Source organism: Rhizobium sp. IBUN (genome assembly GCF_000510625.1).
GTDB lineage: Bacteria > Pseudomonadota > Alphaproteobacteria > Rhizobiales > Rhizobiaceae > Rhizobium > Rhizobium altiplani.
This window is the reverse complement of the sequence record NZ_AZNV01000011.1, coordinates 94784-120537: the sequence shown is the minus strand read 5'-3', so window position 1 is coordinate 120537 and position 25754 is coordinate 94784. Positions and strand designations below refer to the sequence as shown.

The window sequence follows — 25754 nt, the reverse complement described above, 5'->3', positions numbered from 1 at the left end:
GAGGGGGACGCCGGAGCTAGCGCGGATATATCCAGGCGTAGCCGAAGAGCCGTTGATCCTCCGGTCGCCCGCCGATGTAACCGATGCTTGTGTACTTGGTCGCCACTGCGGAGTATTGCGGGCCGAGGTTCTGTTCAATCCAGTTAACCAGTACCGGCGGTAGCGCCGTTCGATCCTTGGAGGGAAGCCAAACCACCAGGATCGGCTTCTCCGCGGTCCAATCGTAATCGATAGCCAGGTTGCCGAAGAACGTGGACATCGTTGGAACATCAGGCAACTGCATATGTATATTTCCCGACGCCGGCCAGCTGTCGGTGAGCACAAGCCCAGGACGCTTGCCTTCCTCAGCAATGATCTTGCCGGCAAACTCCTCGTAAGGCGCGTTGTAGGCCTCAGGCCGGCCGAAGAGTGACGGCGCGTGCGCGAGAACCAGACTCAGCGACGGGACGATGATCATGACCGCGAGAGGTGCGATAAAGAAGCGCCGCGCAAAATCCTGCGGTCGAATGCCTCGGGCCTGTATCTTCAGGCAAAACGCAATCGGCATCAGGAACAGGAGGGGCAGCACCCATCGGTCGCGCATGGATGTTATGCCGATGGCGAAAACCAGCACGAGAACCTGCACGCCAATCGCCAGAAATATCGTGTCGAAAAAGTGAGCCCAGATGGTCGTCGGTCGCAGACTGCGGAGGAACTTCTTGCCGAAAACGATTGCATAAACCGCAACAAGAGGCGCCATGATCACGAGCACCTGACCGAAGAACTCGGTCGGCCCCTTGATCAGTTTCGCGAGTACGCTGGCCGGCGCTTCCTGCGCCATGGTATTCAGCGTTCGGGTTGCGGCCAGGCCGATATTGTTAAGGAGCCAAAGGCCGTGCGGCGCGAAGATGAGGACCGCGATAGCCAGTGAAAGCAAGAAGCGACGGTCGAACAGGCGCTTCTGTCCCTCTGGATGCAGAAACACTGCAATGAGCGCTGCAAACACGACGAGAGTGAAGTTGTACTTCGACAGCATGCCGAGTCCCAGCGTGACGCCGATTGCCGCGTAGGAGAACAGGGATGGGGCCTTCAGCGCTTTGATGATGCTGTAGATGAAGAGGTTTATCATCAGCATCTGGGCGACTGTATGGGTCAGGTCCCTTTGTGCCTGCCAGAAAACCTGTGGAATCGTGAACAGCGAAAGCGTCGCGATGGCAGCAAACAGGCGATCATCGAGCACCAGTTTGGCCAGCTTGTAGTAGCTCAGGAAAAGAAGAAACAGCACCAGGTTCTTGGTTGCGGCAATCGTTGCGATCGACAATCCGAAGCCGGACACCACCATCGCCTGCAGCCAGTTGTAGAGCGGCGGCTGGGTGTCGTAGCCGGCCACAAGCCATTGCGAGAAGAACGCCTGCTGGGACTCATCGACCCGCAGGCCGTTTGGCACGAGGAGGCGAACGACAAAGCTGACGACAAAATATGCCGCCAGCAGCAGGACAACCGCGTCCGGCTTGCGAGCCAGCAGATTACGCATTCTCACTTCCGTCGAAGACCTGGCGGACGATGTAGTTCGGCGAGGTGTCGTCGCGATAATAGGTACGGGCAATCATCTCGGCAAGAATGCCGGTCGTGATCAACTGCACGGAGGACAGCATGAAAACGATGCCGACCATCAGCATCGGGCGGGTGCCGATGTCGTTGCCCAAGACGAACTTGTCGACGAACAGATAGAGCATCACCAGAGCGGAGATCCCACCCAGTCCGAGGCCCAGTGAGCCGAAGAAATGGCCTGGCCGTGCCTTGTATCGCATGAAGAACATGACGGAAAGCAGGTCGAGGATCACGCGAAAAGTACGCGAGATGCCATACTTGGACTGCCCGTGCTGGCGGGCATGGTGGGTCACGACCATTTCGCCGATGCGCGAGCTTGGCACGACGCCGGCGACCCAGGCGGGGATGAAGCGGTGCATTTCGCCCATCAGCTTCACCTGCTTGATGATCGAGGCGCGGTAGATCTTCAGGCTGCAGCCGTAGTCGTGCAGCTTCACGCCGGTAATGCGCCCGATCAAGTAATTGGCACACCATGAGGGAATCTTGCGTAGCAGGAGACCGTCTTGGCGGTTCCTGCGCCAGCCAACCAAAAGATCGAGCTCACGCCGCTCCAGTTCGGCGACCATGGACGGAATGTCTTTCGGGTCGTTCTGCAGATCGCCATCCATTGTGGCGATCAATCGGCCGGTCGCGGCGTCGATGCCTGCCTGCATCGCGGCCGTCTGGCCGAAATTGCGCTGCAGTTCGACGATCCTCAGCGTAAGGCCCTCGCGGCCGATGTGCTTGCGCGCATTTACCAGCGTGGCATCGGTGCTGCCATCGTCGATCAGGATAAGCTCCCAGCGATCGGAGTAGCGGGCCATGGCCAAGCAGATGCGATCGACAAGCGGGCCGACGCTCTCTTCCTCGTTGAAGACAGGCACAACGAGCGACAATTCGACCGGCCGCATCGCTTCCACGAGGCCCTGACGTGGGTCTACTGTTGTCTGCACGTTTGAATTCTCCTACAAGGCGCACGGCCAAAAGCGGCATTCGCCGCGATAGTCAGGAAAGCCTACTATATGAAGTTTCCGGTTGTTGCCAGCCGACAATCCTGGATTATCCGCAATCGGATGACGCTGCTGACGATCGTGATCGTGGCGGCTTACGCGCTTTTCATCCAGTGGTTTTGGGGCTGGCCGGTCATTCTCGGACAATGGGCCGAGGTCGGTGCTATCCCGATTATCGCCGCTCTCGCACTTCTGACCAGCACCTACTTTCTCAGGACCTGGCGCATCTACGATTATTTTCCGAGAGAAACTGCGGGCCGCTTCAAGGTGCTTTTTCGCGTCACGCAGATTCACAATCTCCTGAATATCATGCTGCCGTTTCGAACGGGGGAGACAAGCTTTCCGGTGTTGATGCGCACCGAGTTCGGTATTCCGCTGGCGCGCGGCACGTCGGCGCTGTTCGTCATGCGCCTGCTTGATCTGCACGCCTTGCTGGCTGCCGCCGGCATAGGCTTCGCGATCGCGTCACCGCACAACATCGTTGCATGGATCGTCTGGGTGTCCTTCCTGTCACTTCCGGTAGTCGCTTTTGCTCTGAGGCGACCCTTGTTGCGGCTTGCCTGCACGATGCTGCCGGTAAAAGGGCAGAAGCTGGTGGTTGAGGTTGAGAGGGGACTTCCGGTCGATGCCGCGGCTTTCACGCGCGCCTGGGCGATGACCGTCATCAACTGGCTCGTCAAGGTTCTGGTGCTCGCCTGGGCCCTCAACCTGATGGGCGTATTGCCGATGGCAGCAAGTTTCGGCGGGGCGCTTGGCGGCGAGCTCTCCTCTGTGCTTCCGGTGCACGCGCCGGGTGGCGTCGGCACTTATCCGGCCGGGATCACTGCCGGTGCCGTTGCCCTAGGCGCATCCAGCGAGAAGACGGCCCTTGCTGCCTTGGCGCAAGCAAGCATCAATGCGCATTTGCTGATCATCGTCTCGGCACTGACGGGCACTGCGATATCACTGCCGCTCGGCCGCAGCCGTAAGCTCTGAAATCCGTTCTCTCAGGAATGTCTGCTCTGGCGCCTGTTGACACAGCCTCAAGGCTGTCTCGTAGGCTGCAATCGCCTCGGCCTTCTGTCCCAATTGCCTCAGAAAATCGGCACGGGCCGAATGCGCAAGATGATAGCTCTCCAATTCTCCTGCCTGCAGGATGGCGTCAACGAGCTGCAAACCTCTTTCTGCTCCCTCCACCATCGCCACGGCGACGGCCCTGTTGAGTTCGGCAATCGGCGACCACTGGGCCGACAGCAGGAGATCATAGAAGCTGACGATGCGGCGCCAATCCGTACTCTCAGGCGTCTCGGCTCGCGCGTGCTCCGCAGCGATGGCCGCCTGCAGCGTGTAGATACGGACCTCGCCATTCCGCAGGGCGCCGTCGAGGCGCCCGAGACCTTCGCGAATCTTTTCACGGTCCCAAAGCCCGCGATCCTGATCGGCCAGGAGAATGAGACCTCCCTGCGAACTCCGCCTGGCGGCGCGACGCGAATCCTGAAGGAGTAGGAGTGCAAGCAGCCCCGAGACATCGGGGTGCGGCAGAAGGCGCGCGAGCAGCCGTGTCAGGCGGATGGCCTCCGAAGTGAGATCCGCTCGGACGACCTCCTCGCCGGACGAAGCGGAGTATCCCTCGTTGAAGACCAGATAGATCACATGCAGCACCCGGTCGAGCCGCTCCGGCAATTCGTCGCGCTCAGGGACCTCGTAGGGAATCTTCGCTGTGCGGATCTTGTTCTTCGCGCGTACGATGCGCTGTGCCACAGTTGGGGCGGGGACTAGAAATGCATGGGCGATCTCTTCAGTCGTAAGTCCGCATATCTCTCTAAGCGCCATCGCCATTTGCGCGTCGGCGGGTATGATCGGATGACAGCAGGTGAAGATCAACCGGAGCATGTCGTCTTGGATCAGGTCCACGTCGCCAATCTCCGTTTCATCGAAAGACCCGTATAGACTTTCCTCGATGTCCTTCGCCGACATATCGAAACGCGACCGGCGCCTGATGTGGTCGATCGCGCGAAATCGCCCGGCGGAAACGAGCCAGCCAAACGGGTTTGCCGGAACACCATCGCGGGGCCACGTCCGCGCGGCGGCTGCAAACGCGTCGTGCAGGGCTTCTTCGGCCCTGTCGAAGTCTCCAAGGAGACGGATGAGTGTCGCAAGCACCCGGCGAGACTGCGATCGGTAGATATCCTCGATCAGACGTTCCAAGGTCTACTCCGGCAATGTCAGGATCCGCACCGGGCGGATTTCCACAGCGCCAATTCGCGCACATGGAATTCCAGCGGCGATTGCCTTTGCCTCATCCATATCGGAGGCATCGATAACATACAGGCCGGCCAGATGCTCCTTCGTCTCGACGTAAGGGCCATCAGTCATGCTAAGCTCGTTGTTGCGCACCCGCAGGACGACAGCCTTATCGGGCGTTTCGAGCGCATCGGCATGAATCAGCGTGCCCCGTTCGCGCAACCCTTCGTCGAAGCCGAAATGCGCGCGAACGACAGCTTCGGTTTCTGCAGGGGCCTGACGACCGTCGACATCGGCCGAATTGTAGATCAGGCAAACATAGCGCATCGCATTATCTCCCGTCTTTGATGGAATAGGCCGGCCGTATCTCGATCGAAGCGTATTTCAATATGGGGAACGTCGAGGCGATCCTCTCGGCTTCTTCCATGTCGGCGGCGTCGATCAATACGAAACCACCAAGATGTTCCTTGATTTCGGCGAAGGGACCGTCGGTTGCCGTCGTGACGCCCTGCCTCACTCGAAGAGTAACTGCAGATTCGGGCTCGTGCAGCGCAAGAGCGACTTGCAGGACGCCGCGGTCATGCCAGTGATCGTCGCTTGCGATGCATTCCTGCGTGACCACATCCCACTCTTCCTGCGGGACGAGCTTGCTCTTCTCGGTGTCGAACCAGACCTGGCAGAGATATTTCATGACGTCTCCCTCAACTATAGACCGGAATATCGTAGATCGGCCGGACTTCTATTGACCCTAGTCTTGCAAGCGGGATACCGGCCGCAACGCGAATGGCATCGTTCAGATCTTTTGCGTCGATAAGAATGAAGCCGCCGAGTTGTTCTTTTGTTTCTGCAAAAGGGCCGTCCGTCACTGACATTTCATCATTTCGAACGCGGACGGTCACGGCATTCTTTGGCGATTGCAGCGCCTGCGCGGCGATCATGTGCCCGCTGGCGATCAGATCATCGTCGTAAGCGAGGGACGCTCTGTCGAGGTTCCTTTTTTCCTCCTCGGTCATGGCTTCAAGCGTCGCCGGCTCGAACCAGACCTGGCAGAGATATTTCATCGTTCGCTCTCCCTGGCTGTCACGATCATTGGACGCTCAGCCTAGGGTGATTTCGACAGGAAGCGAAAAAATCTTTTTGCGGAAATTTGGGTCGAAACGAGCACACTGGCTTCGACCAAGTGTCGTCAACAATATGGAGTGACGACGATGGGTTTTTTCGAGATCGTGCTGGCGAACGCCATCCGCGCAAGTCGCCAACAGAACAAACAGCCCTATCAGGCTGATACGGAACTGCCAATGATGCGGGCCACAATCGCACGCCTCGTTGCAGTCGCAGCCCTTTTTGCGGTTACGATTGTGGTGCTGGATGCCGCGGGCGAGCACTATGAGCGCCAACTTGCGACTAGCGCGGTCGCAGCCACTCGCCAATAAGGGAAACGGCCTATTGGAAGGCCGTTTCGAAGAAGCTTCTGAGCTTGCGCGAATGCAGTGCTTCCGGCGGCATTGCTGCGAGTTTCTGGATCGCACGGATACCAATTTGCAGATGCTGGTTGACCTGCGTCCTATAAAAGGCGGTCGCCATGCCGGGCAGCTTCAATTCGCCATGCAACGGCTTGTCCGATACGCAGAGCAGGGTGCCGTAGGGCACGCGGAAGCGGAAGCCGTTTGCGGCGATCGTCGCCGATTCCATGTCGAGCGCGATGGCACGAGCCTGGGACAGACGCTTGACCGGGCCGCGTTGGTCGCGCAACTCCCAGTTCCTGTTGTCGATCGTGCCGACTGTGCCGGTGCGCATGATGCGCTTCAGCTCGAAGCCTTCGTAGCCGGTGATCTCTGCCACGGCGCCCTCCAGGGCGACCTGCACTTCCGCCAGTGCCGGGATCGGCACCCAGACAGGCAGATCGTCGTCAAGGACGTGGTCTTCGCGCATGTACGCGTGAGCAAGGACATAATCACCCAGGCGCTGGCTGTTGCGCAGGCCGGCGCAGTGGCCGAGCATCAGCCAGGCATGCGGGCGAAGGACGGCCACGTGGTCGGTGATCGTCTTGGCATTGGATGGGCCGACGCCGATATTGATCATGGTGATCCCGGCATGCCCTTTCTTTTTCAGATGGTAGGCCGGCATCTGCGGGAGGCGCGAAAGCGTAACGTCGGTCTCGGGCTGATTGGAGCCGGCATGCGTGATGATATTGCCCGGCTCGACAAAGGCCGTGTAGCCGTCTCCGCCTTCCGCCATCAGCTTGCGTGCCCAAATACAGAATTCGTCGATGTAGAATTGGTAGTTCGTAAACAGCACGAAGTTCTGAAAATGCTGCGCGCCGGTCGCGGTGTAATGGGCAAGACGGGCAAGCGAGTAGTCGATGCGCTGAGCGGTAAAGGCGGCAAGCGGCGAAGGTTCGCCTGGCGGTGGAATGTATTCGCCGTTGGCAATCTCGTCGTCCGTTGTGTTCAGGTCCGGCGTGTCAAACAGATCACGCATCGGAATGTCCATGAACGCCGCGGCGGATGCCTCGACATGGGCACCCTCACCGAACGCAAAGTGCAGTGGAATAGGTGTCGTCGATTCTGAAACGACGACCGGCACGTTATGATTTCTCATCAGCAAGCCAAGCTGCTGCTTCAGATAGTGCCGAAACAGCTGCGGCCGAGTAATCGTCGTCGTGTAGATACCGGGAGCGGTAACGTGCCCGTAGGACAGACGAGTATCGATGTGGCCGTAACTCGTCGTCTCGATGCTCACTTGTGGGTAGAAGGCGCGATAGCGCGATGTAATTGGCGCGCCCTTGGCTAGCGTGGCGAAGCTCTCAACCAGGAAATGGGTGTTGCGTTCGTAGAGTTCTGTCAGCGCGTCGACTGCCTCGACGGGATCGTCAAAGGTTTGCGGCGCGAAAGGTGACGGAGACGAAATGTCGAGAGGGGAAGAGATTCGTTTGTTCATGCGGCATTATAGGGTGTTGTTCCTAACAAGCAAACGACGCGGCTAAAGGGATTGCAGAGATTTTTGGGGGCTGCGATGTGCTGCCGCGCAGCCAGTCAGTTGCTTGTTCTACAGAACGGGCGGCTGGCGTCGAAGCACGTATAGTTGGCCCCGAAGTGTGACTGCGCACCGCCGCCGGCATTGCGGTTGACCGCAACCGAAAAGCTGACGGCGAAGACTGCTGCAAACAGCGTGATGATGGTGAAACGTCTTGCCAAAATGAGCATATCCATGACTTTGCCCCGGTATCGCCTTAGCGTTGAGACAGTCTTGCCACGTTGTGGCTGAACGGGTGCTGAGATCATGGTTCATCAGGCGTTCAGGAAGCCGGGCAGCTTGAAGCGCGGCTGCTACTGCTTATCTCTTTTGTCCCGCAAAGGAGATTTTCATGACGGCACACGATTGAGCTTTATTACTGGCCCACCCCCCAACGGCTGGAAGATCAGCATCATGCTCGAGGAACTCGGCGTTCCCCACAAGGTCAAGTACATCAACATCGGTAAGGGGGAGCAGTTCACGTCGGAATTCCTGAAGATCGTCCCGAACAATCGCATGCCGGCAATTGTCGATCCCGATGGCCCCGGCGGCGAACCGGTCTCGGTGTTTGATTCCGGCGCCATCCTCCAATATCTCGGTCGCAAGTTCGGGAAGTTCTATTCGACGGACGAGCGCACACGCGTCCAGATCGAGGAATGGCCTTTTTGGCAGGTCGGTGGCTTGCGCCCCGTGGCCGGACAGGCGCATCACTTCCGCGGTTATGCGCCGGAGAAGATCGAATACGGCATCAACCGCTATACCAATGAAGTGAACCGCCTATACGGTGTGATGAACAAGCGGTTGGCAGAGCGCGAATATCTCGCCGTGGACTACTCGATCGCCGACATGGCTTGCATCGGCTGGGTTGTTCCATACGAGAAGCAGGGACAGGACCTGAACGAGTTTCCCAACCTCGAGCGCTGTTCGAGACGATGATGGAGCGCCCGGCCGTGGTCGGCGGCACGGCAATCGGCAAGGAAAAACGCGAACGCAGCAATCTTGCCGATGACAAGGAAGCGCAAAAGATCCTTTTCAATCAGCGCGCCCGCTGACAATTGACGCAGAAAAGCGCCCGGCTTTCCGGGCTGCCCGGCTTTCCGGGCGCTTTCTTTTGGAAAGCCGTTTCTTACAGGCGTGTCCAGGTCTGCGATTTGCAGAGCACGTTGAGGACGCAGCCTTTCATCTTCAGTGAATTTCCGAAAATATTGCCGGATCCGCTATAGGTCTTGTCATTGGCTGGATCGGTGATCTGGCCGGTATAGGTAACACCGCTTCCTGCGAGAATGCCGATCTTCTTGCCGGCATACTTGCCGGATTTCAGCACGATGCAGTAGCTGCCGCCGCAAGATGCAATCTGGGCCGTATCGCCCGCAGCTGTCTTCCAATTGCCGACGATCGGTTCGTCAGCAGAAGCTGCCCCGGCGGCAAACATCAATGCGCCAGAGAGAATAAGTGTTCGGATCATTCGTTCCTCCCTAATGTCCAGCCGCGAAAATAGATGACGCGAACGTAAACGTAAATGTGTTTTTCACTGCTTCAGGCGAGCGTTTTCGCAGACCGACAGCGGCGAAATCTTCCGTTCTGGGCATTTGATGCTGATTTCGTGGTGAACGGAAGGTTGATTTTCAGATCTGAATATTCCGTAAAATTGTGTCGAAAATCCTTAATCCGCAAGGGATCCGATGCTTAACAAAAATCCAATTTTACCAAGCGTTTGCACTTTGTTTGTCTCACATTAATCATGCGTTTTAGGCGTTTTTTGAAAGCGCATCGGCATAGTGGATCCATCAAACGAGCGGGGCAAACCCGCCGAACCGAAGGGTACTTAAAACCGCGATAGACGGCAGGTCTCCGGAGGTAAAACAGGGCAAGTCGATAACAGGCAAAACAGGGATAAACCGATGGCACGCTTTGAAATGCACAATGCTGAAATGGCCACCATGGGTGGCGAGAACAACGCCGACATCTTCTGCGAAATGGGTCTGATGTATGCGACCGGCCGCGGCTGCGCTGTCGATCTGGTCGCCGCTCACAAGTGGCTGAACATCGCAGCGATCAAAGGCAACGACCGCGCCGCCGAGCTTCGGGCTGACGTTGCCGCAGGCATGGACAAGATGCAGATCGTGGAAGCGCTGCGCGCTGCCCGCGAATGGATGACGATCCACTGAGAACCGTTTGCCCGCAAAGGCGCGGGCAAGATCGATAACAACCTCAAAAGGGGGCTGGCGCGGTGCTTGGACGCGCCAATGCCAGGACATCAACCGCGACCGGCAGGAACAAGGCTGGCGCGGTTCCTTGCGTTTAACCCAATGTCTTAAGTACCTGCGGCAGGGCTTCCTCGAGAAGCGCCATGTCAGCTTCCGGTCCAACGCTGACGCGGATGCAGCGGTTGAGCGGGGCAACGCCGGGCATGCGAATGAAGACGCCGTGCTGCATCAGGCCATCGACAATGGCACGGGCATAGGTGCCGTCACGTCCGGCGTCGATCGCAACGAAATTTGTGGCGGAGGCGAGCGGAACGAGGTTGTTGGCCGTGGCGATGGCGGCGATCCGGTCGCGCGCGTCGTGGATGCTGGCCACGACCTCGGCGAGATAGGCTTGGTCCTTGAGTGCCGCCAGTGCAGCGATCGTGGCCAGTCGATTCATGCCGAAATGATTGCGGATCTTGTCGAATGCGCGCGCCGTACCTGATGTCGAGATGACATAGCCGACCCTGGCGCCCGCCAGGCCATAGGCTTTCGAGAAGGTGCGCGTGCGCACAACATTCGGCAAGTCGATCAGCGCGCTGATGGGGGGCAGCGATCCCGCCGGGCCGGTTTCGCTGTAGGCCTCGTCGAGAATGAGCAACGTGGTTTCCGGTAGCGCACGGGCAAAGGCGACGACACTGTCGGCATCCCACCAGCTTCCCATCGGATTGTCCGGATTGGCGAAATAGACCAGCGGCGCGTTCTCGCGTTTGACGGCTGCGAGGAGGCCGTCGAGATCTTCGCGATCGCTGGCATAGGGCACGGTCACGAGCCGCCCGCCGAAGCCGGCAACGTGGAAATTGAACGTTGGATAGCCGCCGAGCGATGTCACGACGGGTGCGCCCGGCTCAATGACGAGCCGTACGATCTGGCCGAGCAGTTCGTCGATGCCGCCCCCTATCGCGATGGAGTCGATTCCGACGCCCAGATGGTTGGCAAGTGCTTCCCTGAGCTCGTAGTTTTCAGGATCGTTGTACTTCCATATCTCGCCAGCCTGGACGCGCATGGCTGCGAGTACGGATGGGGCAGGGCCAAAGCCATTCTCGTTGGCGCCGATACGCGCCTTGACCTGAAAGCCGCGCTGACGCTCGATTGCTTCTGGGCCGACGAACGGAACGGTGGAGGGAAGGGCGTTAGCAAGCGGCGTGAAGCGCGAGAAGGCGGACATGCTGGGGCAATTTCCTGGATGCTGTGAAAATTCGGACCGAGAATAGGCCCCGCTGCCGCCAAGGCAAGAAACATTATTCCCCGGTATTCACGATTTACATCCGCACAATTCCGCGGGCTTCGATCGCTTCCATGTTGCCAATCATGAAGTCGGCGCGCAAAACGCGGCGCAGCACGTCGGGCTCGATCGTATTGATGAAGCGGACGCCGATACGTTCGTTGTTGCGATAGGTTTCCGCACAACCGATCCGATAGGCAAGGCCGAGAATGTTAAGGTAGTAGTGCTTTGGCAGGCCCGCGGTGGATGACACGACAAACGTAGCGCCACCCTGCGAGATATCGACGATCTCCGCACTCCGGACGGAGATGCCGGTAAGACAGGGCCGAACCGCAACGATCCGGGCGGGGCGCCTTACGTTGAATTTTTCCCAGCGCGTCTCGTAAACCGCGGATTTCACGGTTGCAAGGTGTGTGGCACGAAGCATCGACATTCCGCGTTTCCCTGAACCAAGGTAATCCCGGTCCTCTTCAATTGAAGCCTCACACGAATGCCTTGCACAATTGTGAACGAGGAAAATACAATTTTAGCGATGCGGCCATTTCCGCCCGTTCGGCCAGCTGGGCGAACATCTTCTCGCGTCGAGTAGCGAATGGATTCGCCGGACCGTAGTTGTCGCGAAATGTCATCGAACTCTTTGTCGATTTGCACGTTTGCCTAATTGTCGACGGCGCACAGCGCTTCAAAATTGCAGAGCGAGGAAATCACAATGGTTGATGTCAGAGTTCCGTCGAAGTCGTGGGTCGTCGTTTGCGATGGTGCCAAGGCATTGATCCTGCGGAACGCAGGCGATGCGGAATTGATGAATCTCAAGGTTGAAGAAACCCTCAGTCAGCCCAACGAACCGGACCGCGAAATAGGCGCAGGCAAACCGGGTCGAACGCATGCGGCCGATGGGCAGAGTGCCAGTGCCGTTGAGCAGACGGACTGGCACGAGCAGGCCGAGGCAAAGTTCCTGAAGCTGGTTGCCGCAAAGCTGGAGGTGCTGGTGCGTGAAAAAAACGCGCGTCGCATCATTTTGGTTGCGCCGCCAAAGGCGCTCGGTACGCTGCGAGCCAACCTATCGGCCGATGTTCAGGCTGCAGTTTCGGCTGAGGTGCCGAAGGATTACATTAATCTGCCGGTCGACCAAATAGAGCGGCACCTAGCTTCTTGACGCAACCTCCTACGGCCGCGGCGCACCGCCACCAGGGAAGCGGCGGTTTCGCAGACAAGATGCAAGAGCAATACATCGAGGCTAAGATTCGAAATTCAGCCTTAAGACGTGATGCAGGAATTCCGGGTTGATCAGCATGTTGAAGCTGATCGTCACGAGGTCGCCCTCGCGCTTGACCACCGTCGAGCCGATCTCGTCGTGGATGCCGAGGATTTCGAGGAAGAAGTGGTTCGGGACCTCGAGGCTCGGATTGACCTCCAGCACCGCGCCGGCAAGCGTGATCGTGCGGATCAGGCAGCGGACCTGCGTTCCCGTGCTGAGGTGATGCCCAACGAAGATGATCTTTCCGGGGCGGTTGAGCGAAAACTCCCGGTAAGCCTGCTCGGGCTGCTCTGTGTCGAGGTGCATCTGAAAGGCCATGGTAGCGTCCGCTTGTTGTACGCTTCGAGATTAGCGCAAGATTGCTGACAACTTCTGAATGACGCCCTACAATCCGAAGCTTATGCCTGTCTGGAGATCAAAATGGCTCGTTATTAGACAGGGATGGGCCTCCTTGGCATCGCTTGACAGTTCGCCGCCGTTCAAGCATATCGAACTTGGCTCGAGGCGCCTGCCGCTCGCGGACGACAAGTCCATGGTGAAGTACTCGATAGGATCAGTCGCAGCCAATTGGTGCATGCTGACTGCAGGCAATGCGAGCACCCTTGTACAGGTCGAAATGGCATGCCTTCCGAAAGGCTGAATCCGTGACCACCGCATATCCGACAATCGAAGAATTGAAATCGCAAGCCAAGCGCCTCCGCCAGGCCATGGAAGCGCGCGGCACCGCGATCTCTCATAGTGCCGCGCTGGAACTCATTGCCCAGCAGCATGGCGTGCGTGATTGGAACACGCTCTCCGCACTCGCCACCCGGCCGAACGAGGAACCGATCGCCGCCATCTCCGTAGGCTCCCTGGTGCGCGGCCGCTATTTGAACCAGCCGTTCACCGGCAAGGTCCTGGCGCTTGCCGCTCAACCGGGCGGCGGGCTCCACAAGATCACCATCCACTTCGACGAACCGGTGGATGTCGTGACCTTCGAGAGCTTCTCCGCCTTCCGGCAGCGCATCAACGCGCAGGTCGACAGCAATGGCGTATCTCCGCGCAAGACCTCGAACGGCGTCCCACATCTCGTGCTCGAGATTTAAGTGGCCACTTAGTGTGCGCAGCGTTGGCGGCACTTGATGGAGGATTGGACCATCAACACGCTGCCGCGCTGTCAGGCTATTTGCCGATCGTGATTTCGCCTACGCCTTCAGCAGCCATTCGTGCTCTGGCTGGTTGTGGAACTTCCATACCCGCTTCGGGCCGGCCATGACGTTGAGATAGTAGAGATCATAGCCGTGGACGGTGGCGCACGGGTGGTAACCCTTCGGCACCAGCGTCACGTCGCCATTCTCCACCGCCATCGCCTCATCGAGCGACCGATCATCGGTATAGACGCGTTGGAAGGCGAAGCCCTGCGGCGGGTTCATGCGGTGGTAATAAGTCTCCTCCAGCAGGCTCTCGTTCGGCAGATTGTCCTGATCATGCTTGTGAGAAGGGTAGGAGGATGTATTGCCGTTCGGCGTGATGACCTCGACAACCAGCAGCGAATGAGCGGAGTTGTCGTCCTCGGGCATGATGTTGGTCACGAGGCGAACATTCGAGCCCTTACCGCGCTGGAATTGCGGGTGCACGCCGGGCGGGATGAGCTTCGCCTTGTAATCGCCGCCGCCAGGCGCCGAGCAGACGGCAAGTTCGAGATCGGTTTCCGCCGTCACCGACCAGCTTGTGCCAGCCGGAGCATAGAGCGAGTGCGGCGCACCCTCGAATGGGCTCATGCGCCCGCCGACCGAACCGAAATCCTCTCCAGCGGCGGTCGCCTTGCCTTTGCCGGCCACCCAGACGAGGCAGACTTCACGGTCGCTTGCGGCGCCGGAGACGGTCTCACCCGGCTTCAGCCGATGCATGTCGAAGCCGACATAAGTCCAGCCGGCGGTGTCGGGCGTGACGTGGGTGACGCGACCGCTGTCACCCTTGGGCTTTACGAGAAGGTTCGGCATGAACGTATGTCCTTCATTCCACATCAATGCGCTTCAACGGGCGTGTTATCCCTTCGGGAAGCCTTCGGTTTCCACCGTGTAGCCAGCGGCCGTCATCACCCGCATCAGTTCGGCGTGACCGATCTCCGCCATCTTCTGCGGCGGCGCCTTGCGCGGATCCTGTTCTGCCTCGACGACGAACCATCCCTCATACCCGTAACCGGCGAACCGCTTGACAATGGCGCCGAAATCAAGCGAGCCATCGCCGGGTACCGTGAAGGCGCCTAGCGCTACCGCATCGAGGAATGACTGCTTGCTGCGGTCGAGCCCGTCGACAACGGCTTTGCGGATGTCCTTGACGTGGACGTGGTTAATGCGGGCTTGGTGGTTATCGATGGCGCGCAAGACGTCGCCGCCGGCGAAAGCCAGATGCCCGGCGTCGAGCAGAAGGGGAATGCCTTCGCCCGAATTGCGCATGAAGGCATCGAGCTCCGGCTCGGTCTCGACGACGGCCGCCATGTGGTGGTGATAGGAAAGCGGCATGCCCTGCTCGGCGCACCATTCGCCAAACTGCGTGACCTTGCGGGCATAAGCCTTCATCTCGTCGTCGGAGAGGCGCGGCTTGGTGGCAAGCGGCTTGGAGCGGTCCCCCTGAATTGAACGGCCAACCTCGCCATAGACGATGCAAGGCGCGTTGACGGCTTTGAACAGCTCGATCATTGGCGCAATGCGCTCCTTGTTGGCGGAAAGGTCCTCGTCGACAAGCGTGCCGGAGAACCAGCCGCCGCAGAGCGTCACGTCGGCGGCGCGCAGGATCGGCAGCATCTCGGCCGGATTGTTCGGAAAGCGGCGGCCCTGTTCCATGCCGGTGAAGCCGGCGCTGCGCGACTGGCGCAGGCATTCTTCCAGGGATACGTCGTCGCTGAGCTCAGGAAGATCGTCGTTCCACCAGGCGATCGGCGACATGCCAAGTTTGGCCTTCATCAATAGTCTCCTCAAAGGCATTGCTGGAAGAGCGGGACCGCTCTTCCGAAAATTAAAACAGCCGGTTAGGCGATACGCTGGCCGGCGCGCGCCTTGACGTAAGCCGCATGCGCCTTGTTGACCTGTTCACGCGGGCTGACTTCAGGGACAGCCACATCCCACCAATAGCCCCCAGCTTCCGTCGTGATCAGCGGATCGGTGTCGATGACGAAAACCGATGTACGGTCATTCTTTTTCGCGTCGGCGATGGCCTTTTCAAGCTCGGCGATCGACTCAACCTTGACCGCAATCGCGCCCATGCTCTCGGCGTGCGCCCGGAAGTCGATCTCGGGCATGACTTCGTAGTGTGCGTCCTTCAGCAGGTTGTTGAAGTTCGCGCCGCCGGTCGCCATCTGCAGCCGGTTGATGCAGCCGTAGCCGCGGTTGTCGAGCAGGACGATGTTGAGCTTCAGGCCGAGCATGACCGACGTCGCGAGCTCGGAATTCAGCATCATGTAGGAGCCGTCGCCGACGAGGACGAAGACTTCCTTTTCGGGATGCGCCATCTTGGCGCCGAGCCCGCCGGCAATCTCGTAGCCCATGCAGGAAAAGCCGTATTCCATGTGATAGCTGCCAGGTGCTGTCGCCGGCCATAGCTTGTGCATCTCACCCGGCAGACCGCCGGCGGCGCAAAGGCCGATTGCCCTTTCGAGGTCGATCGTGCGCGTAACGGCGCCGATCACCTGGGCGTCGGAGGGCAGGGCGGCATTGGTGCTCGCCATCGCCTTGGCGGCCGCCTCCACCCAGACCTTCTTTTCCCGTTCGGCCTTCTCCGCCAGCGCGGTCGGTGCTTTCCAGCCTGCGAGCCCACTTGAGATTGCCTTCAGCCCTTCACGGGCGTCAGCCACCAATGTCTGGCCGTCGTGCTTTGCGGCATCGTAGGCGGCAATGTTCAGGCCGAGAATTTTCAGCTTCTCGTTCTGAAACAGTGCCCAGGAGCCGGTCGTGAAATCCTGGCAGCGAGTGCCGACAGCGATGATCAGATCTGTTTCCGTTGCAATCGCATTGGCCGCCGATGTCCCTGTGACACCGACCGAGCCAAGCGCCAGCGGGTGCCTCTCGTCGATCGCCGACTTTCCGGCCTGCGTGACCACGACGGGGATCCGGTGTTCCTCCGCAAATGCCGTCAGTTCCTTGGTTGCTTGGGAGTAAAGCACGCCACCGCCCGCGATGATGACCGGCTTTTCGGATTTCTTGATGTGCGCGATGGCGTTTGCCAGTTCATCGGCATCCGGGCGCGGACGGCGCATGGTCCAGACGCGCTCCTGGAAGAAGCTTTCGGGATAATCGAAAGCTTCCGCCTGCACGTCCTGGCACAATGACAGCGTGACGGGGCCGCAATCATAGGGATCGGTCAGCACCTGCATGGCGCGCTTGAGCGCCGAGATGATCTGCTCGGGGCGCGTGATGCGATCGAAATAGCGGGAGACCGGACGAAAAGCGTCGTTGGCTGAAACGGTGCCGTCGCCAAAATCCTCGATCTGCTGCAGCACCGGATCCGGTGCACGGTTGGCAAAGACGTCGCCCGGCAGGAAGAGAACCGGAATGCGGTTAACGTGGGCGACACCGGCGGCCGTCACCATGTTGAGTGCACCGGGGCCGATCGAGGTCGTGCAGGCCATGAAGCGTTGGCGGAAATTCGCCTTGGCATAGGCAATCGCCGCATGGGCCATGCCCTGTTCGTTATGGGCGCGATAGGTCGGCAATTCGCCACGCACTTGGTATAGGGCCTCGCCGATGCCGGCGACGTTGCCGTGCCCGAAGATCGCCCAGACGCCGCCGAAGATCGGCACCTTCTTCCCGTCGACCTCAGTCATCTGCTTCTTGAGAAAATGCGCAACGGCCTGCGCCATCGTCAATCGTACAGTCTTGCCCATGGGGCACCTCCCAAATGCTCTAATTAATGTAGGCCGCGGGTTTTCAACCAGGCCTCGGTCAATTGGCGGAAGCGTCCGGCCATGTCTGCGATCGCTTCTTCATCATTCAACTTGCCGGAAAGCCAGCCGCGGGCTGCCTCGGCAAAAATCGTGCGGCCGACGGCGAATCCCTTCACGGAAGGAGCTGCAAGCGTCGCCTCGAAGCCTTTCACCAGCTCGTTGGCCGGCGCTTCAAGGCCGAGCAACACGATGCCGCGGCACCAGGGGTCGTTCTTGGCGATCACGGCATCGATTTTCTTCCAGGCGGCCGTCGAAGCTTGAGGCTCGAGCTTCCACCAATCCGGTTTGATGCCGAGCGCATAGAGCTCTTCCAGCACCATCGAGATCGTATCATCGGTCAGCGGTCCGTTCTTGCTTGCGATGATTTCGACGAGCAATTCGCGGCCAACCTTGCGGGCGGCTTCAAAGAGCGTCCGCAGCTTTTCCTGCTGCTCGGTCTTCAGGGCTGCCGGATCGTCCGGATGGTAGAAGCACAGGCACTTGATGCAATGATCGAGAGGCCATTCCACAAGCTGCGAGCCGATGTCCTGGCTGAACTCGAAGCGAAGCGGTTTGGAACCCGGCAATTCCACCGGGCGACCGATCCATGCGAAGTTCTTGGTTGCCGCATCGAAGAAGGCGTCGCGTCCGAAGCGCTCGTCGATCAGCATGCCGTAACCGTTGCGGCCATCCGCGACACGGGCGGCGGCTTCTACCGCAAGGCGCTTGAAGGCGACGATCTTCTTGTAATCTACGCCGAGTTCGTCGCAGACGCTGGTGAGCTGCGACCGGTGGTCGATGGCAAGCGCCATGAGAAGCGGAATGTCGCCCTTGCGCGTCGAGGCCCAGTGAATGTGATTGATCGCTTCGTCCTTGCGCAGCGCGCGATGCTTGCTGCCGTGCTTCAGAAAGAAGTCGAGCTCCGCCCAGGTCGGATACTCAGGCGAGCAGAGCAGGCGGGAGACGGCGAAGGCGCCGCAGGCGTTGGCCCAGGTGGCGCAGGTCTTCAGCGGCTCGTTCTTCAGCCAGCCGCGCAGCAGGCCTGACATGAAGGCGTCGCCGGCGCCGAGCACGTTGAACACCTCGATGGGGAAGCCTTCGCCGACGATGCCGTCTTCCAGATTGTCGCTGATCGGACCGTCATAGACGATGCAACCCATCGCACCGCGCTTGAGAACGATCGTTGCCGGCGACAGGCGGCGAATTTCCTTGAGTGCGCCAAGGACGTCGTCGGCGCCTGACGCAATCAGGATTTCCTCTTCCGTTCCGACAATCAGGTCGCAGTCTGGAAGCGTTTCCTTCATCTTGGAGGAGACACGGTCCGACTTCACATAGCGCTCAAAGCCCTCGGCATGGCCTGCGAGGCCCCAGAGGTTCGGCCGATAGTCGATGTCGAAGATTACCTTTCGGCCATTGGCCTTGGCGATGCGGATGGCCTTGCGCTGTGCGGCTTCCGTGTTCGGCCGGGAAAAATGCGTGCCCGACACCAGCACGGCGCACGACGACTTGATGAAGCTTTCGTCGATATCACCTTCATCGAGCGCCATGTCGGCGCAGTCCGCGCGATAGAAGATCATCGGCGATACGCCTTCGGCTTCGACGGCGAGGAGCACCAGCGCCGTCAGGCGCTCCTTGTCGGTCTTGATGCCTTTCGTCTCGACCCCTTCGCGCGCAGATTGCTCAATGATGAACCGGCCCATCTGCTCGTCGCCGACGCGGGTAATCAGGCCCGACTTGAGCCCGAGACGGGCTGTCCCGATGGCAATGTTCGCAGGGCAACCGCCGACAGATTTGGCAAAAGAGCCGATATCCTCAAGGCGCGAGCCGATCTGTTGCCCATAGAGGTCGACCGAGGAACGCCCGATCGTGATCACGTCAAGCGACGGTTCTGGCTGCGAGCCCGGGTTCGGTTGTGCCATGATGTCCTCCCGCTAGATTTTGGCTACGGCATGACGCCTGCTGATTGCGAACAATGAAACATCGGTTCCGTATTGTTGTCAATTCGGAATGTTTGTTCCATTTTCATTTAGTCGATTTTGCGTGGGCTCGCTTGCGCCGCCGCTCGGCGATCGCCACCGGAATTGCCATTGTCAGGGCCATCGAAGCGGAAAGCGAGCGGAAGCCGGCAAAGTCTGCCTCCGCCACCTCGAACCAGCAGGTGGCGCGGGCGGCGAGGGGCGAAAAGGCCGAATCGGTGATGGCAACGACAGGTACGCCACGATCCGCCAACGCTTCCGCCTGGCTGAGGCTGTCGGCGGCATAGGGAGAGAAGCTCGCCGCGATTGCTGCATCCTTCCCCGTCGCGAACTGCACCATTTCCGGGTCGACGCCATTTGGCGATGCGACGATCTGGTGCCGAATGTTCAGCTTCGAGAAGGCGTAGGTCATATGCGCCGTCAGCGGATAAGAGCGTCGCTTGGCGATCAGGTAAATCGTCTCGGCAGCCGCGAGGATATCGACTGCCTTGGTAAAGGTATCCGTCTGGACGGTAGCCGCCAGCCTGTTGACCGATTGGCTCGCAGCCGAAATGAAACCCGAAAGCAGGTTGGCGTCCTCGTCCTCGCCGCTTGCCTGCTCCAGCGTCACCAGTCGCTCTTCATATGTCAGCGTTCGGTCACGCAGGCGTTCGCGAAAGATGCTCTGCAGGTCCGAAAAGCCCTCGTAGCCAAGATGATGGGCCAGACGCACCAGGGTCGACGGTTGCACGTCGGATGCCGCAGCGATGCTTGCCGTCGTGCCGAAGGCGATTTCGTCCGGGTTGCCGAGTGCGAAAGCTGCGACCTGCGCAAGCCGCTTCGGCATGTTTGCTTTCCGTTCGATGATGATGCTGCGTAGGCTCTCGAAGTCGCGAGGAACCCTGGCGGGCGTTTTGCTGTCACTGTCCATCCACGCTGTCCATTGAACGAAATAAACATTCCATATTTATGAGCATAGATGATTTTCATTCGGGAGCCCAATTGTTTTTATTCTATTGAAATCCAAGTGTTTTGAACAGTTTTTTGGAGCCGGGCGGCAAAAGTGCGCGAGAAAGGCCGCTTGTCAAAATGATCTAAATATTCCAAAAATCCGCCCGACATCTGGAGGAGATACAATGAAAGCACTGGGAATCGGCCTGATCGGCACTGGCTATATGGGCAAGTGCCACGCACTCGCATGGAATGCGGTCAAGACCGTATTCGGCGACGTCGAACGCCCGCGCCTGGTCCATCTGGCCGAAGCCAATGCCGAGCTTGCCGAGAAGCGCGCCTCCGAGTTCGGCTTCGAAAAGGCAACCGCCGATTGGCGCAGGCTGATCGCCGATCCCGAAGTTGATGTCGTTTCCGTCACCACGCCGAACCAGTTCCACGCCGAGATGGCGATTGCCGCGCTCGAAGCGGGGAAGCACGTCTGGTGCGAAAAGCCGATGGCACCGGCTTATGCCGATGCCGAACGCATGCTGGAGACGGCAAGGGCCTCGGGCAAGATCGCCGTTCTCGGCTACAATTATATCCAGAACCCCATCATCCGGCATATCAAGGCACTGATCGAGGAGGGGGCGATCGGTGCGGTCAATCACATCCGCGTCGAGATGGACGAGGACTTCATGGCCGATCCCGATGTCTTCTTCTATTGGAAGAGCGAGCTTTCCGCCGGCTACGGCGCGCTTGATGATTTCGCCGTGCACCCGCTGTCGCTGCTCTGGTATCTGTTCGGTCACGTCGAGGCTGTCATCACCGACATGGTAAAGCCCTACGCCAGCCGGCCGTTGAAGGAAGGCGGTAGCCGCGATGTCGAGAATCACGATGCGGCCAATGTCCTGATGCGACTTGGCGGTGGGATCTCTGCGGTGCTGATGGCAAACCGCACCGCTTGGGGGCGGAAAGGGCGAATCGCGCTGCAGATCTTCGGCTCGAATGGCGCCATCACTTACGATCAAGAGCGCATGAACGAATTCGAACTCTATCAGGCCGAAGGGCGCGGCTCGGAGCAGGGCTTCCGCAAGATACTCGCCGGCCCGACACATCTGCCCTACGATCGCTTCATCCCGGCGCCTGGCCACGGGCTCGGCTTCAACGACCTGAAAATCATCGAATGCCGCGAACTGATCCGCGCAATTTCCGGTGAGCCGTCGTCGATCGTGACATTCGAAGACGGTCTTAGGATAGAGAAGTCCGTTCACGCCATGGCACAGTCATTCCACGAGCGCCGCTGGATCGAGATCGATTGAGGTCTGTCCGCTTCCGGTTGACGGCGCTGGAGGCAGGGGATACCCATTTTCTGGAACGAGCGGCTGCATGCTGGGAGTGAAAACGTGACGGACAGACTGGTGATCATCGGCGCGGGGCAGGCGGGCTTTGCATTGGCCGCGAAACTGCGTGCGCTCAAGGATATGCGCCCAATCACCATCATCGGTGCGGAAGACGCGCTGCCCTACCAGCGGCCGCCACTCACGAAGAAGTACCTGCTTGGCGAGATGAGTTTCGATCGACTACTGTTCCGGCCGGAACACTGGTACCCCGACAACAATGTCGAGATCAGGCTTTCCACCTGGGCGGAGCAGATCGTTCGCGACAAGAAACAGGTCCTGCTGCAGGACGGTTCCTCGCTCGAGTACGGCACCCTGGCGCTGACCACTGGCTCGACGCCGCGCGCGCTGCCGGCGTCAATCGGCGGAGATCTTGAAGGTGTCTATGTGGCGCGCGACAAACGCGACGCCGACCTGCTTGCCGATGAAATGCGGCCCGGTCGCCGAGTCCTCATTATTGGTGGTGGCTATATCGGACTTGAGGCAGCTGCTGTCGCCCGTCACCGCGGTCTCGAGGTTACCGTGATCGAGATGGCTGACCGAATCCTGCAGCGCGTCGCTGCCAGGGAGACGGCCGACATCATGCGGGTGATTCATGAGACACATGACGTTGTCATCCGGGAGAAGACCGGGCTCAAGCATCTTGTCGGCCATGAAGGCAGGGTTGTCGCTGCCGAACTCTCCGACGGATCCACGATCGAGGTCGATTTCGTCATTGTCGGCATCGGCGTCGTCCCGAACGATCAACTCGCCAAGGAGGCGGGTCTCGAGGTCGCCAACGGAATCATCGTGGATGAATTCGCCCGCACGTCCGATCCGTCGATTTTTGCCGCGGGTGACTGTGCGGCCCTGCCGTGGCAAGGCGGACGCATCCGTCTCGAATCGGTGCAGAACGCCGTCGACCAGGCAGAAGCCGTCGCCGCCATCATCGCCGGCGGCAACGAAGCATACGATCCCAAGCCTTGGTTCTGGTCGGATCAGTATGACGTGAAGCTGCAGATCGCCGGCTTCAACATGGGCTATGACGATACAGTCCTGCGTCCAGGCTCGCGCGACGGCGCCCACTCGATCTGGTATTTCAAGAATGGGGCGTTCATCGCCGTGGATGCCATCAATGACGCCAGGGCCTACGTCAGCGGCAAGAAGATGTTGGAATCCGGGATCAATCCTGACAGGGCGATCATTGCGGACGCATCTACCGATCTCAAGCAACTGCTGAGCTGAGGCCGGCGGCCTCGGCATCAGGTGAAAAAGCCGAAAAAGCGCTTGCGTCACCTGTCGAATGACTCTATCAGGCTCCCACCGGAGAGGTGGCCGAGTGGTCGAAGGCGCTCCCCTGCTAAGGGAGTATACGTCAAAAGCGTATCGAGGGTTCGAATCCCTTCCTCTCCGCCACCATGATCATCGCACAAACTGTTTCGACGAATGACCGCTCTTCGAGTGCGTCGTCTTTCGGTGCGCTGTCCACGACCTCCGCGTTTGGCGTCCCGAATCTCGCGTCAGCAGAATCGAACCGAGAATCATCTTTCGTCAACAAAGGCGATTCTGCTGCGATAGCACTGAGGCCGAGGGCAGGCGCCAACACGCTGTCTCCCTCATCTCCTGTAAAAGACGCGAATCCAGCAGGAAACTGGTTCCAATGTGGCACAATCCACAGCCGCACACCCCAACTCAGCGGCGGCAAACTCCCGCAAAATCAGGGGTTTCTTAATAAAGTATAAAGAAACGAGAGGGGCGGATGCCGCATTTGTGACCTTTCAGCAACAGCGTATGCGGAAGGCTGTCGCAAACACCCCAAACGGGCAAGTTGGTGATTGCGTGACAGTCCCGGTCTTGTATTTTCAACCTCGGAAGCAAGGGCGGTTGATCGTCCGACTTCTTGAAACATGGGGATGGGGCAGGGAACGCTGCTCTAACGGCGAAAAACCCAGACCCGATCGAAACTTTGAATTGGAGGTCAATATGAACATCAAGAGCCTTCTTCTCGGCTCCGCTGCTGCTCTCGCAGTAGTTTCCGGTGCTCAGGCTGCTGACGCTATCGTTGCTGCTGAGCCGGAACCGGTTGAATACGTCCGCGTCTGCGACGCTTACGGCACCGGCTACTTCTACATCCCGGGCACGGAAACCTGCCTGAAGATCGAAGGTTACATCCGTTTCCAGGTGGATGTTGCCAAGGATAAGTCTGATCATGGCTTCCCTGGCCCTGGTGGCTTTCCGGAAGGCACGTCTGACTGGGATGCCTTCACCCGCGGTCAGGTTCAGTTCACGGCCAAGAGCGACACCGAGTACGGCCCGCTCACCGGCGTGATCGTCCTGCAGCACAATGCTGATGCTGCCAACTCTGCTTTCCAGAACTCGATCCTCGACTCGGCTTACATCGACATCGCTGGCATCCGCGCCGGTCTGTTCTACAGCTGGTGGGATGACGGCCTCTCGGGCGAAACCGACGTTCTCGCAAGCCACGAAACGCTGCACAACTCCCTCCGTTACCAGTACGAGTCTGGCGACTTCTACGCCGGTATCTCGGTTGACGAGCTGGAAGACGGCGCCTACAAGACTGACGAGAACCCGAACAACGTTGGCGTTGCTCTCGGCCTCGGCGGCAAGGCTGGCGCCTTCACCTACCAGGTTATCGGTGGCTATGACACCGACAACGAAGAAGGTGCGATCCGTGCGATGGGTACGGTTGCCGTTGGTCCGGGCACGCTCGGCCTCGCAGCTGTCTGGGCTTCTGGCACGAACTCCTACTACGACGAATCCGAATGGACGATCGCAGCTGAGTACGCCATCCAGGCCACCGACAAGCTGAAGATCACCCCCGGCGCTCAGTACTTCTTCAACTACATGGAAGACGAAGCCTCCAACGACTTCTCAAACGACGACGCTTGGAAGGTTGGTCTGACGGTTGACTACCAGATCGTAGAAAACTTCTACGCCAAGGCTTCGGTCCAGTACCTCGATGGCGACAACATCGACGACCAGACGACTGGCTACTTCCGCCTGCAGCGTGCATTCTAATCTGATCTGACCTCGGTCAATCAGGAGAGCCCGGCTTTCGAGCCGGGCTTTTTGTTGTGGGGTCACTGCTAGGGCGAGTGGCTTGGAGAGCGCTTACGCCTCCGCAATGAACCGCCTGATACCCGGGATCACTGGCTGCACATGCAGCAGCGGTGCGTGTCCCTGGCCGGGTGCCTCCAGAATCACGATTGTCGGGCACCGCGCGCGCATCTCCACAAGCGTCTTGTCGGAGATCAGATCGGAGTTCTCGCCCTTGATGACCATGAGGGGCATCGTCGCGAGCCTGTCGTAATAGTGCCAGAGATCAGGCAGCGGCTGATTGAAGTCGATCATCTGTAATTGAGCGGCAATGGCCGGATCGAAGTCCGCGATCGGCTTCCCGTCGAATTCCCGATAGATCGTACCAGCCATCTCCTGCCAGTCGCGCTCCTCAAGGGCGGTGAAGGAGGGGCCATGGCAGGCCTCGAGAAATGCGACTGCTTCCGGCCAGTTGCGCGGCGGTGCAGCAGAATTGAGATAGTCGCGGATACGCTTGAGACCGCTGGGTTCAATCTTCGGTCCGATGTCGTTGAGAATGACCGCGGCGATCAGATCCGGTCTCATCTCAGCCAGTAGATGAAGGATCAGCCCGCCCCGCGAGGTGCCGATAAAGATGGCGCGCTCAACGGCAAGGTGCTGGCAGGCCGAAACGACATCCCGTGTCTCGACGCCGAGATTGTAGTTCGCCTTGTTGGCATCCCAATCGGACAGGCCTCTCCCGCGATAGTCGAGCGTGATAACGCGTCGAGGCGTCGCTTCGTCGGCCGACAAGAGCAGCGCCAGCTGATGAAAGTCACGCGAGTTCCGCGTCAATCCCGGCAAACAGATGATCGGCAGCCGGTCGGCGATATCTGGGCCACCGTAGTCTCGCGCATGGAGCCTGAGCCCGTCGTCGCTCTGATAGGTTGTCGCGCGAAAACCATCGTCTCTTGCTTCATCCACGCTCCGTCGTCCCCTGTTGCATGG

27 protein-coding genes, 1 tRNA gene and 1 pseudogene are annotated in these 25754 nt (G+C 59.3%); 11 read left to right on the top strand and 18 right to left on the bottom strand.

All coding sequences use genetic code 11. The annotated features are described in order from the left end of the window. Positions 1-16 precede the first annotated feature (16 nt). Both RHIBUN_RS0112930 and RHIBUN_RS0112925 read right to left on the bottom strand, forming a co-directional pair. Positions 17-1513: a glycosyltransferase family 39 protein gene (locus tag RHIBUN_RS0112930; RefSeq protein ID WP_025659885.1), complete on the bottom strand. Its 1497-nt coding sequence runs from the start codon at positions 1511-1513 to the stop codon at positions 17-19. Continuing rightward, entirely contained in the window at positions 1506-2522 is a 1017-nt protein-coding gene (locus RHIBUN_RS0112925) for a glycosyltransferase family 2 protein (protein ID WP_025659884.1), read from the bottom strand. The genes RHIBUN_RS0112930 and RHIBUN_RS0112925 overlap by 8 nt, the downstream gene beginning before the upstream one ends. A gap of 69 nt (positions 2523-2591) precedes the next feature. Between RHIBUN_RS0112925 and RHIBUN_RS0112920 the strand changes: the two genes are divergently transcribed. Continuing rightward, a complete protein-coding gene (locus RHIBUN_RS0112920) occupies positions 2592-3554 on the top strand; it encodes a lysylphosphatidylglycerol synthase domain-containing protein (protein WP_025659883.1) in 963 nt (320 codons plus the stop codon). Here RHIBUN_RS0112920 and RHIBUN_RS0112915 read toward each other — a convergent pair. From RHIBUN_RS0112915 to RHIBUN_RS0112900, 4 genes are read right to left on the bottom strand one after another with little or no spacing between them, the layout of a single operon-like run. Continuing rightward, positions 3522-4766, bottom strand: a complete 1245-nt coding sequence (locus RHIBUN_RS0112915; RefSeq protein ID WP_025659882.1) for an RNA polymerase sigma factor — start codon at positions 4764-4766, stop codon at positions 3522-3524. The genes RHIBUN_RS0112920 and RHIBUN_RS0112915 overlap by 33 nt on opposite strands. A gap of 3 nt (positions 4767-4769) precedes the next feature. Continuing rightward, positions 4770-5129, bottom strand: a complete 360-nt coding sequence (locus tag RHIBUN_RS0112910; protein WP_018116256.1) for a YciI family protein — start codon at positions 5127-5129, stop codon at positions 4770-4772. Between the two features lie 4 nt (positions 5130-5133). Next, positions 5134-5493 carry a YciI family protein gene (locus RHIBUN_RS0112905; protein WP_018857459.1) on the bottom strand — a complete coding sequence of 120 codons (360 nt, stop codon included), beginning with the start codon at positions 5491-5493 and terminating at the stop codon, positions 5134-5136. Between the two features lie 10 nt (positions 5494-5503). Next, the gene (locus tag RHIBUN_RS0112900) at positions 5504-5863 is read right to left on the bottom strand and encodes a YciI family protein (protein ID WP_018857458.1); all 360 of its coding nucleotides are present in this window, start codon (positions 5861-5863) and stop codon (positions 5504-5506) included. Positions 5864-6010: 147 nt separating this feature from the next. Here RHIBUN_RS0112900 and RHIBUN_RS0112895 point away from each other — a divergent pair, with 147 nt between their 5' ends. Beyond that, the gene (locus RHIBUN_RS0112895; protein ID WP_018116253.1) at positions 6011-6235 is read left to right on the top strand and encodes a hypothetical protein; all 225 of its coding nucleotides are present in this window, start codon (positions 6011-6013) and stop codon (positions 6233-6235) included. Between the two features lie 10 nt (positions 6236-6245). On the opposite strand, the gene RHIBUN_RS0112890 is transcribed toward RHIBUN_RS0112895, so the two are convergent. Both RHIBUN_RS0112890 and RHIBUN_RS36815 read right to left on the bottom strand, forming a co-directional pair. Next, on the bottom strand, positions 6246-7742 hold the full coding sequence (locus RHIBUN_RS0112890) for an AMP nucleosidase (protein WP_018857456.1): 1497 nt from the start codon (positions 7740-7742) through the stop codon (positions 6246-6248). A 95-nt stretch (positions 7743-7837) separates the two neighbouring features. After that, positions 7838-8014 (bottom strand): hypothetical protein, encoded by a 177-nt coding sequence (locus RHIBUN_RS36815; protein ID WP_018116339.1) that lies wholly within the window; start codon positions 8012-8014, stop codon positions 7838-7840. Positions 8015-8182: 168 nt separating this feature from the next. Here RHIBUN_RS36815 and RHIBUN_RS33405 point away from each other — a divergent pair. Beyond that, positions 8183-8869 (top strand): annotated as a pseudogene (locus RHIBUN_RS33405) (glutathione S-transferase N-terminal domain-containing protein). A 74-nt stretch (positions 8870-8943) separates the two neighbouring features. Here the strand turns inward: RHIBUN_RS33405 and RHIBUN_RS0112875 are convergent. Continuing rightward, a complete protein-coding gene (locus RHIBUN_RS0112875; protein WP_018116338.1) occupies positions 8944-9282 on the bottom strand; it encodes a DUF2147 domain-containing protein in 339 nt (112 codons plus the stop codon). A gap of 436 nt (positions 9283-9718) precedes the next feature. Between RHIBUN_RS0112875 and RHIBUN_RS0112870 the strand changes: the two genes are divergently transcribed. After that, entirely contained in the window at positions 9719-9985 is a 267-nt protein-coding gene (locus tag RHIBUN_RS0112870; RefSeq protein WP_018857454.1) for a sel1 repeat family protein, read from the top strand. Positions 9986-10118: 133 nt separating this feature from the next. Here RHIBUN_RS0112870 and RHIBUN_RS0112865 read toward each other — a convergent pair whose 3' ends face one another. Together RHIBUN_RS0112865 and RHIBUN_RS0112860 are read right to left on the bottom strand one after the other, a co-directional pair. Beyond that, positions 10119-11231, bottom strand: coding sequence for a pyridoxal phosphate-dependent aminotransferase (locus RHIBUN_RS0112865; RefSeq protein ID WP_025659881.1), 1113 nt, complete (start codon positions 11229-11231; stop codon positions 10119-10121). A 94-nt stretch (positions 11232-11325) separates the two neighbouring features. Next, on the bottom strand, positions 11326-11721 hold the full coding sequence (locus tag RHIBUN_RS0112860; protein WP_018116335.1) for a hypothetical protein: 396 nt from the start codon (positions 11719-11721) through the stop codon (positions 11326-11328). A 276-nt stretch (positions 11722-11997) separates the two neighbouring features. Between RHIBUN_RS0112860 and RHIBUN_RS0112855 the strand changes: the two genes are divergently transcribed. Continuing rightward, positions 11998-12444, top strand: a complete 447-nt coding sequence (locus RHIBUN_RS0112855) for a host attachment family protein (protein ID WP_025659880.1) — start codon at positions 11998-12000, stop codon at positions 12442-12444. Positions 12445-12525: 81 nt separating this feature from the next. Here RHIBUN_RS0112855 and RHIBUN_RS0112850 read toward each other — a convergent pair whose 3' ends face one another. Next, positions 12526-12852: a hypothetical protein gene (locus RHIBUN_RS0112850; RefSeq protein WP_025659879.1), complete on the bottom strand. Its 327-nt coding sequence runs from the start codon at positions 12850-12852 to the stop codon at positions 12526-12528. Between the two features lie 145 nt (positions 12853-12997). Here RHIBUN_RS0112850 and RHIBUN_RS33400 point away from each other — a divergent pair, with 145 nt between their 5' ends. Both RHIBUN_RS33400 and RHIBUN_RS0112840 read left to right on the top strand, forming a co-directional pair. Further along, a complete protein-coding gene (locus RHIBUN_RS33400) occupies positions 12998-13186 on the top strand; it encodes a hypothetical protein (RefSeq protein ID WP_018857450.1) in 189 nt (62 codons plus the stop codon). Positions 13187-13190: 4 nt separating this feature from the next. Further along, positions 13191-13631, top strand: coding sequence for a glyoxalase superfamily protein (locus RHIBUN_RS0112840; protein WP_025659877.1), 441 nt, complete (start codon positions 13191-13193; stop codon positions 13629-13631). Between the two features lie 99 nt (positions 13632-13730). On the opposite strand, the gene iolB is transcribed toward RHIBUN_RS0112840, so the two are convergent. The 5 genes from iolB to RHIBUN_RS0112815 form a co-directional block, all read right to left on the bottom strand. Beyond that, positions 13731-14528: a 5-deoxy-glucuronate isomerase gene (iolB, locus tag RHIBUN_RS0112835; RefSeq protein WP_025659876.1), complete on the bottom strand. Its 798-nt coding sequence runs from the start codon at positions 14526-14528 to the stop codon at positions 13731-13733. A gap of 45 nt (positions 14529-14573) precedes the next feature. Next, positions 14574-15491, bottom strand: coding sequence for a myo-inosose-2 dehydratase (gene iolE, locus RHIBUN_RS0112830; RefSeq protein WP_025659875.1), 918 nt, complete (start codon positions 15489-15491; stop codon positions 14574-14576). Positions 15492-15556: 65 nt separating this feature from the next. After that, positions 15557-17407 (bottom strand): 3D-(3,5/4)-trihydroxycyclohexane-1,2-dione acylhydrolase (decyclizing), encoded by a 1851-nt coding sequence (iolD, locus tag RHIBUN_RS0112825; protein WP_025659874.1) that lies wholly within the window; start codon positions 17405-17407, stop codon positions 15557-15559. A gap of 23 nt (positions 17408-17430) precedes the next feature. Continuing rightward, positions 17431-19365 carry a 5-dehydro-2-deoxygluconokinase gene (iolC, locus tag RHIBUN_RS0112820; RefSeq protein ID WP_025659873.1) on the bottom strand — a complete coding sequence of 645 codons (1935 nt, stop codon included), beginning with the start codon at positions 19363-19365 and terminating at the stop codon, positions 17431-17433. Positions 19366-19468: 103 nt separating this feature from the next. After that, complete coding sequence (locus tag RHIBUN_RS0112815; protein ID WP_018857444.1) at positions 19469-20332, bottom strand: MurR/RpiR family transcriptional regulator; 864 nt, start codon at positions 20330-20332, stop codon at positions 19469-19471. 205 nt (positions 20333-20537) lie between these two features. Here RHIBUN_RS0112815 and RHIBUN_RS0112810 point away from each other — a divergent pair, with 205 nt between their 5' ends. The 4 genes from RHIBUN_RS0112810 (at position 20538) to RHIBUN_RS0112795 (ending at position 24749) form a co-directional block, all read left to right on the top strand. Beyond that, complete coding sequence (locus RHIBUN_RS0112810; RefSeq protein WP_025659872.1) at positions 20538-21653, top strand: Gfo/Idh/MocA family oxidoreductase; 1116 nt, start codon at positions 20538-20540, stop codon at positions 21651-21653. 84 nt (positions 21654-21737) lie between these two features. After that, the gene (locus RHIBUN_RS0112805; RefSeq protein ID WP_025659871.1) at positions 21738-22955 is read left to right on the top strand and encodes an FAD-dependent oxidoreductase; all 1218 of its coding nucleotides are present in this window, start codon (positions 21738-21740) and stop codon (positions 22953-22955) included. An 80-nt stretch (positions 22956-23035) separates the two neighbouring features. Continuing rightward, a tRNA-Ser gene (locus RHIBUN_RS0112800) sits at positions 23036-23126 on the top strand. A gap of 567 nt (positions 23127-23693) precedes the next feature. Continuing rightward, the gene (locus RHIBUN_RS0112795) at positions 23694-24749 is read left to right on the top strand and encodes a porin (RefSeq protein ID WP_025659870.1); all 1056 of its coding nucleotides are present in this window, start codon (positions 23694-23696) and stop codon (positions 24747-24749) included. A 93-nt stretch (positions 24750-24842) separates the two neighbouring features. Here the strand turns inward: RHIBUN_RS0112795 and RHIBUN_RS0112790 are convergent, their stop codons facing one another. Further along, on the bottom strand, positions 24843-25730 hold the full coding sequence (locus RHIBUN_RS0112790; protein WP_025659869.1) for an alpha/beta hydrolase: 888 nt from the start codon (positions 25728-25730) through the stop codon (positions 24843-24845). Positions 25731-25754 lie beyond the last annotated feature (24 nt).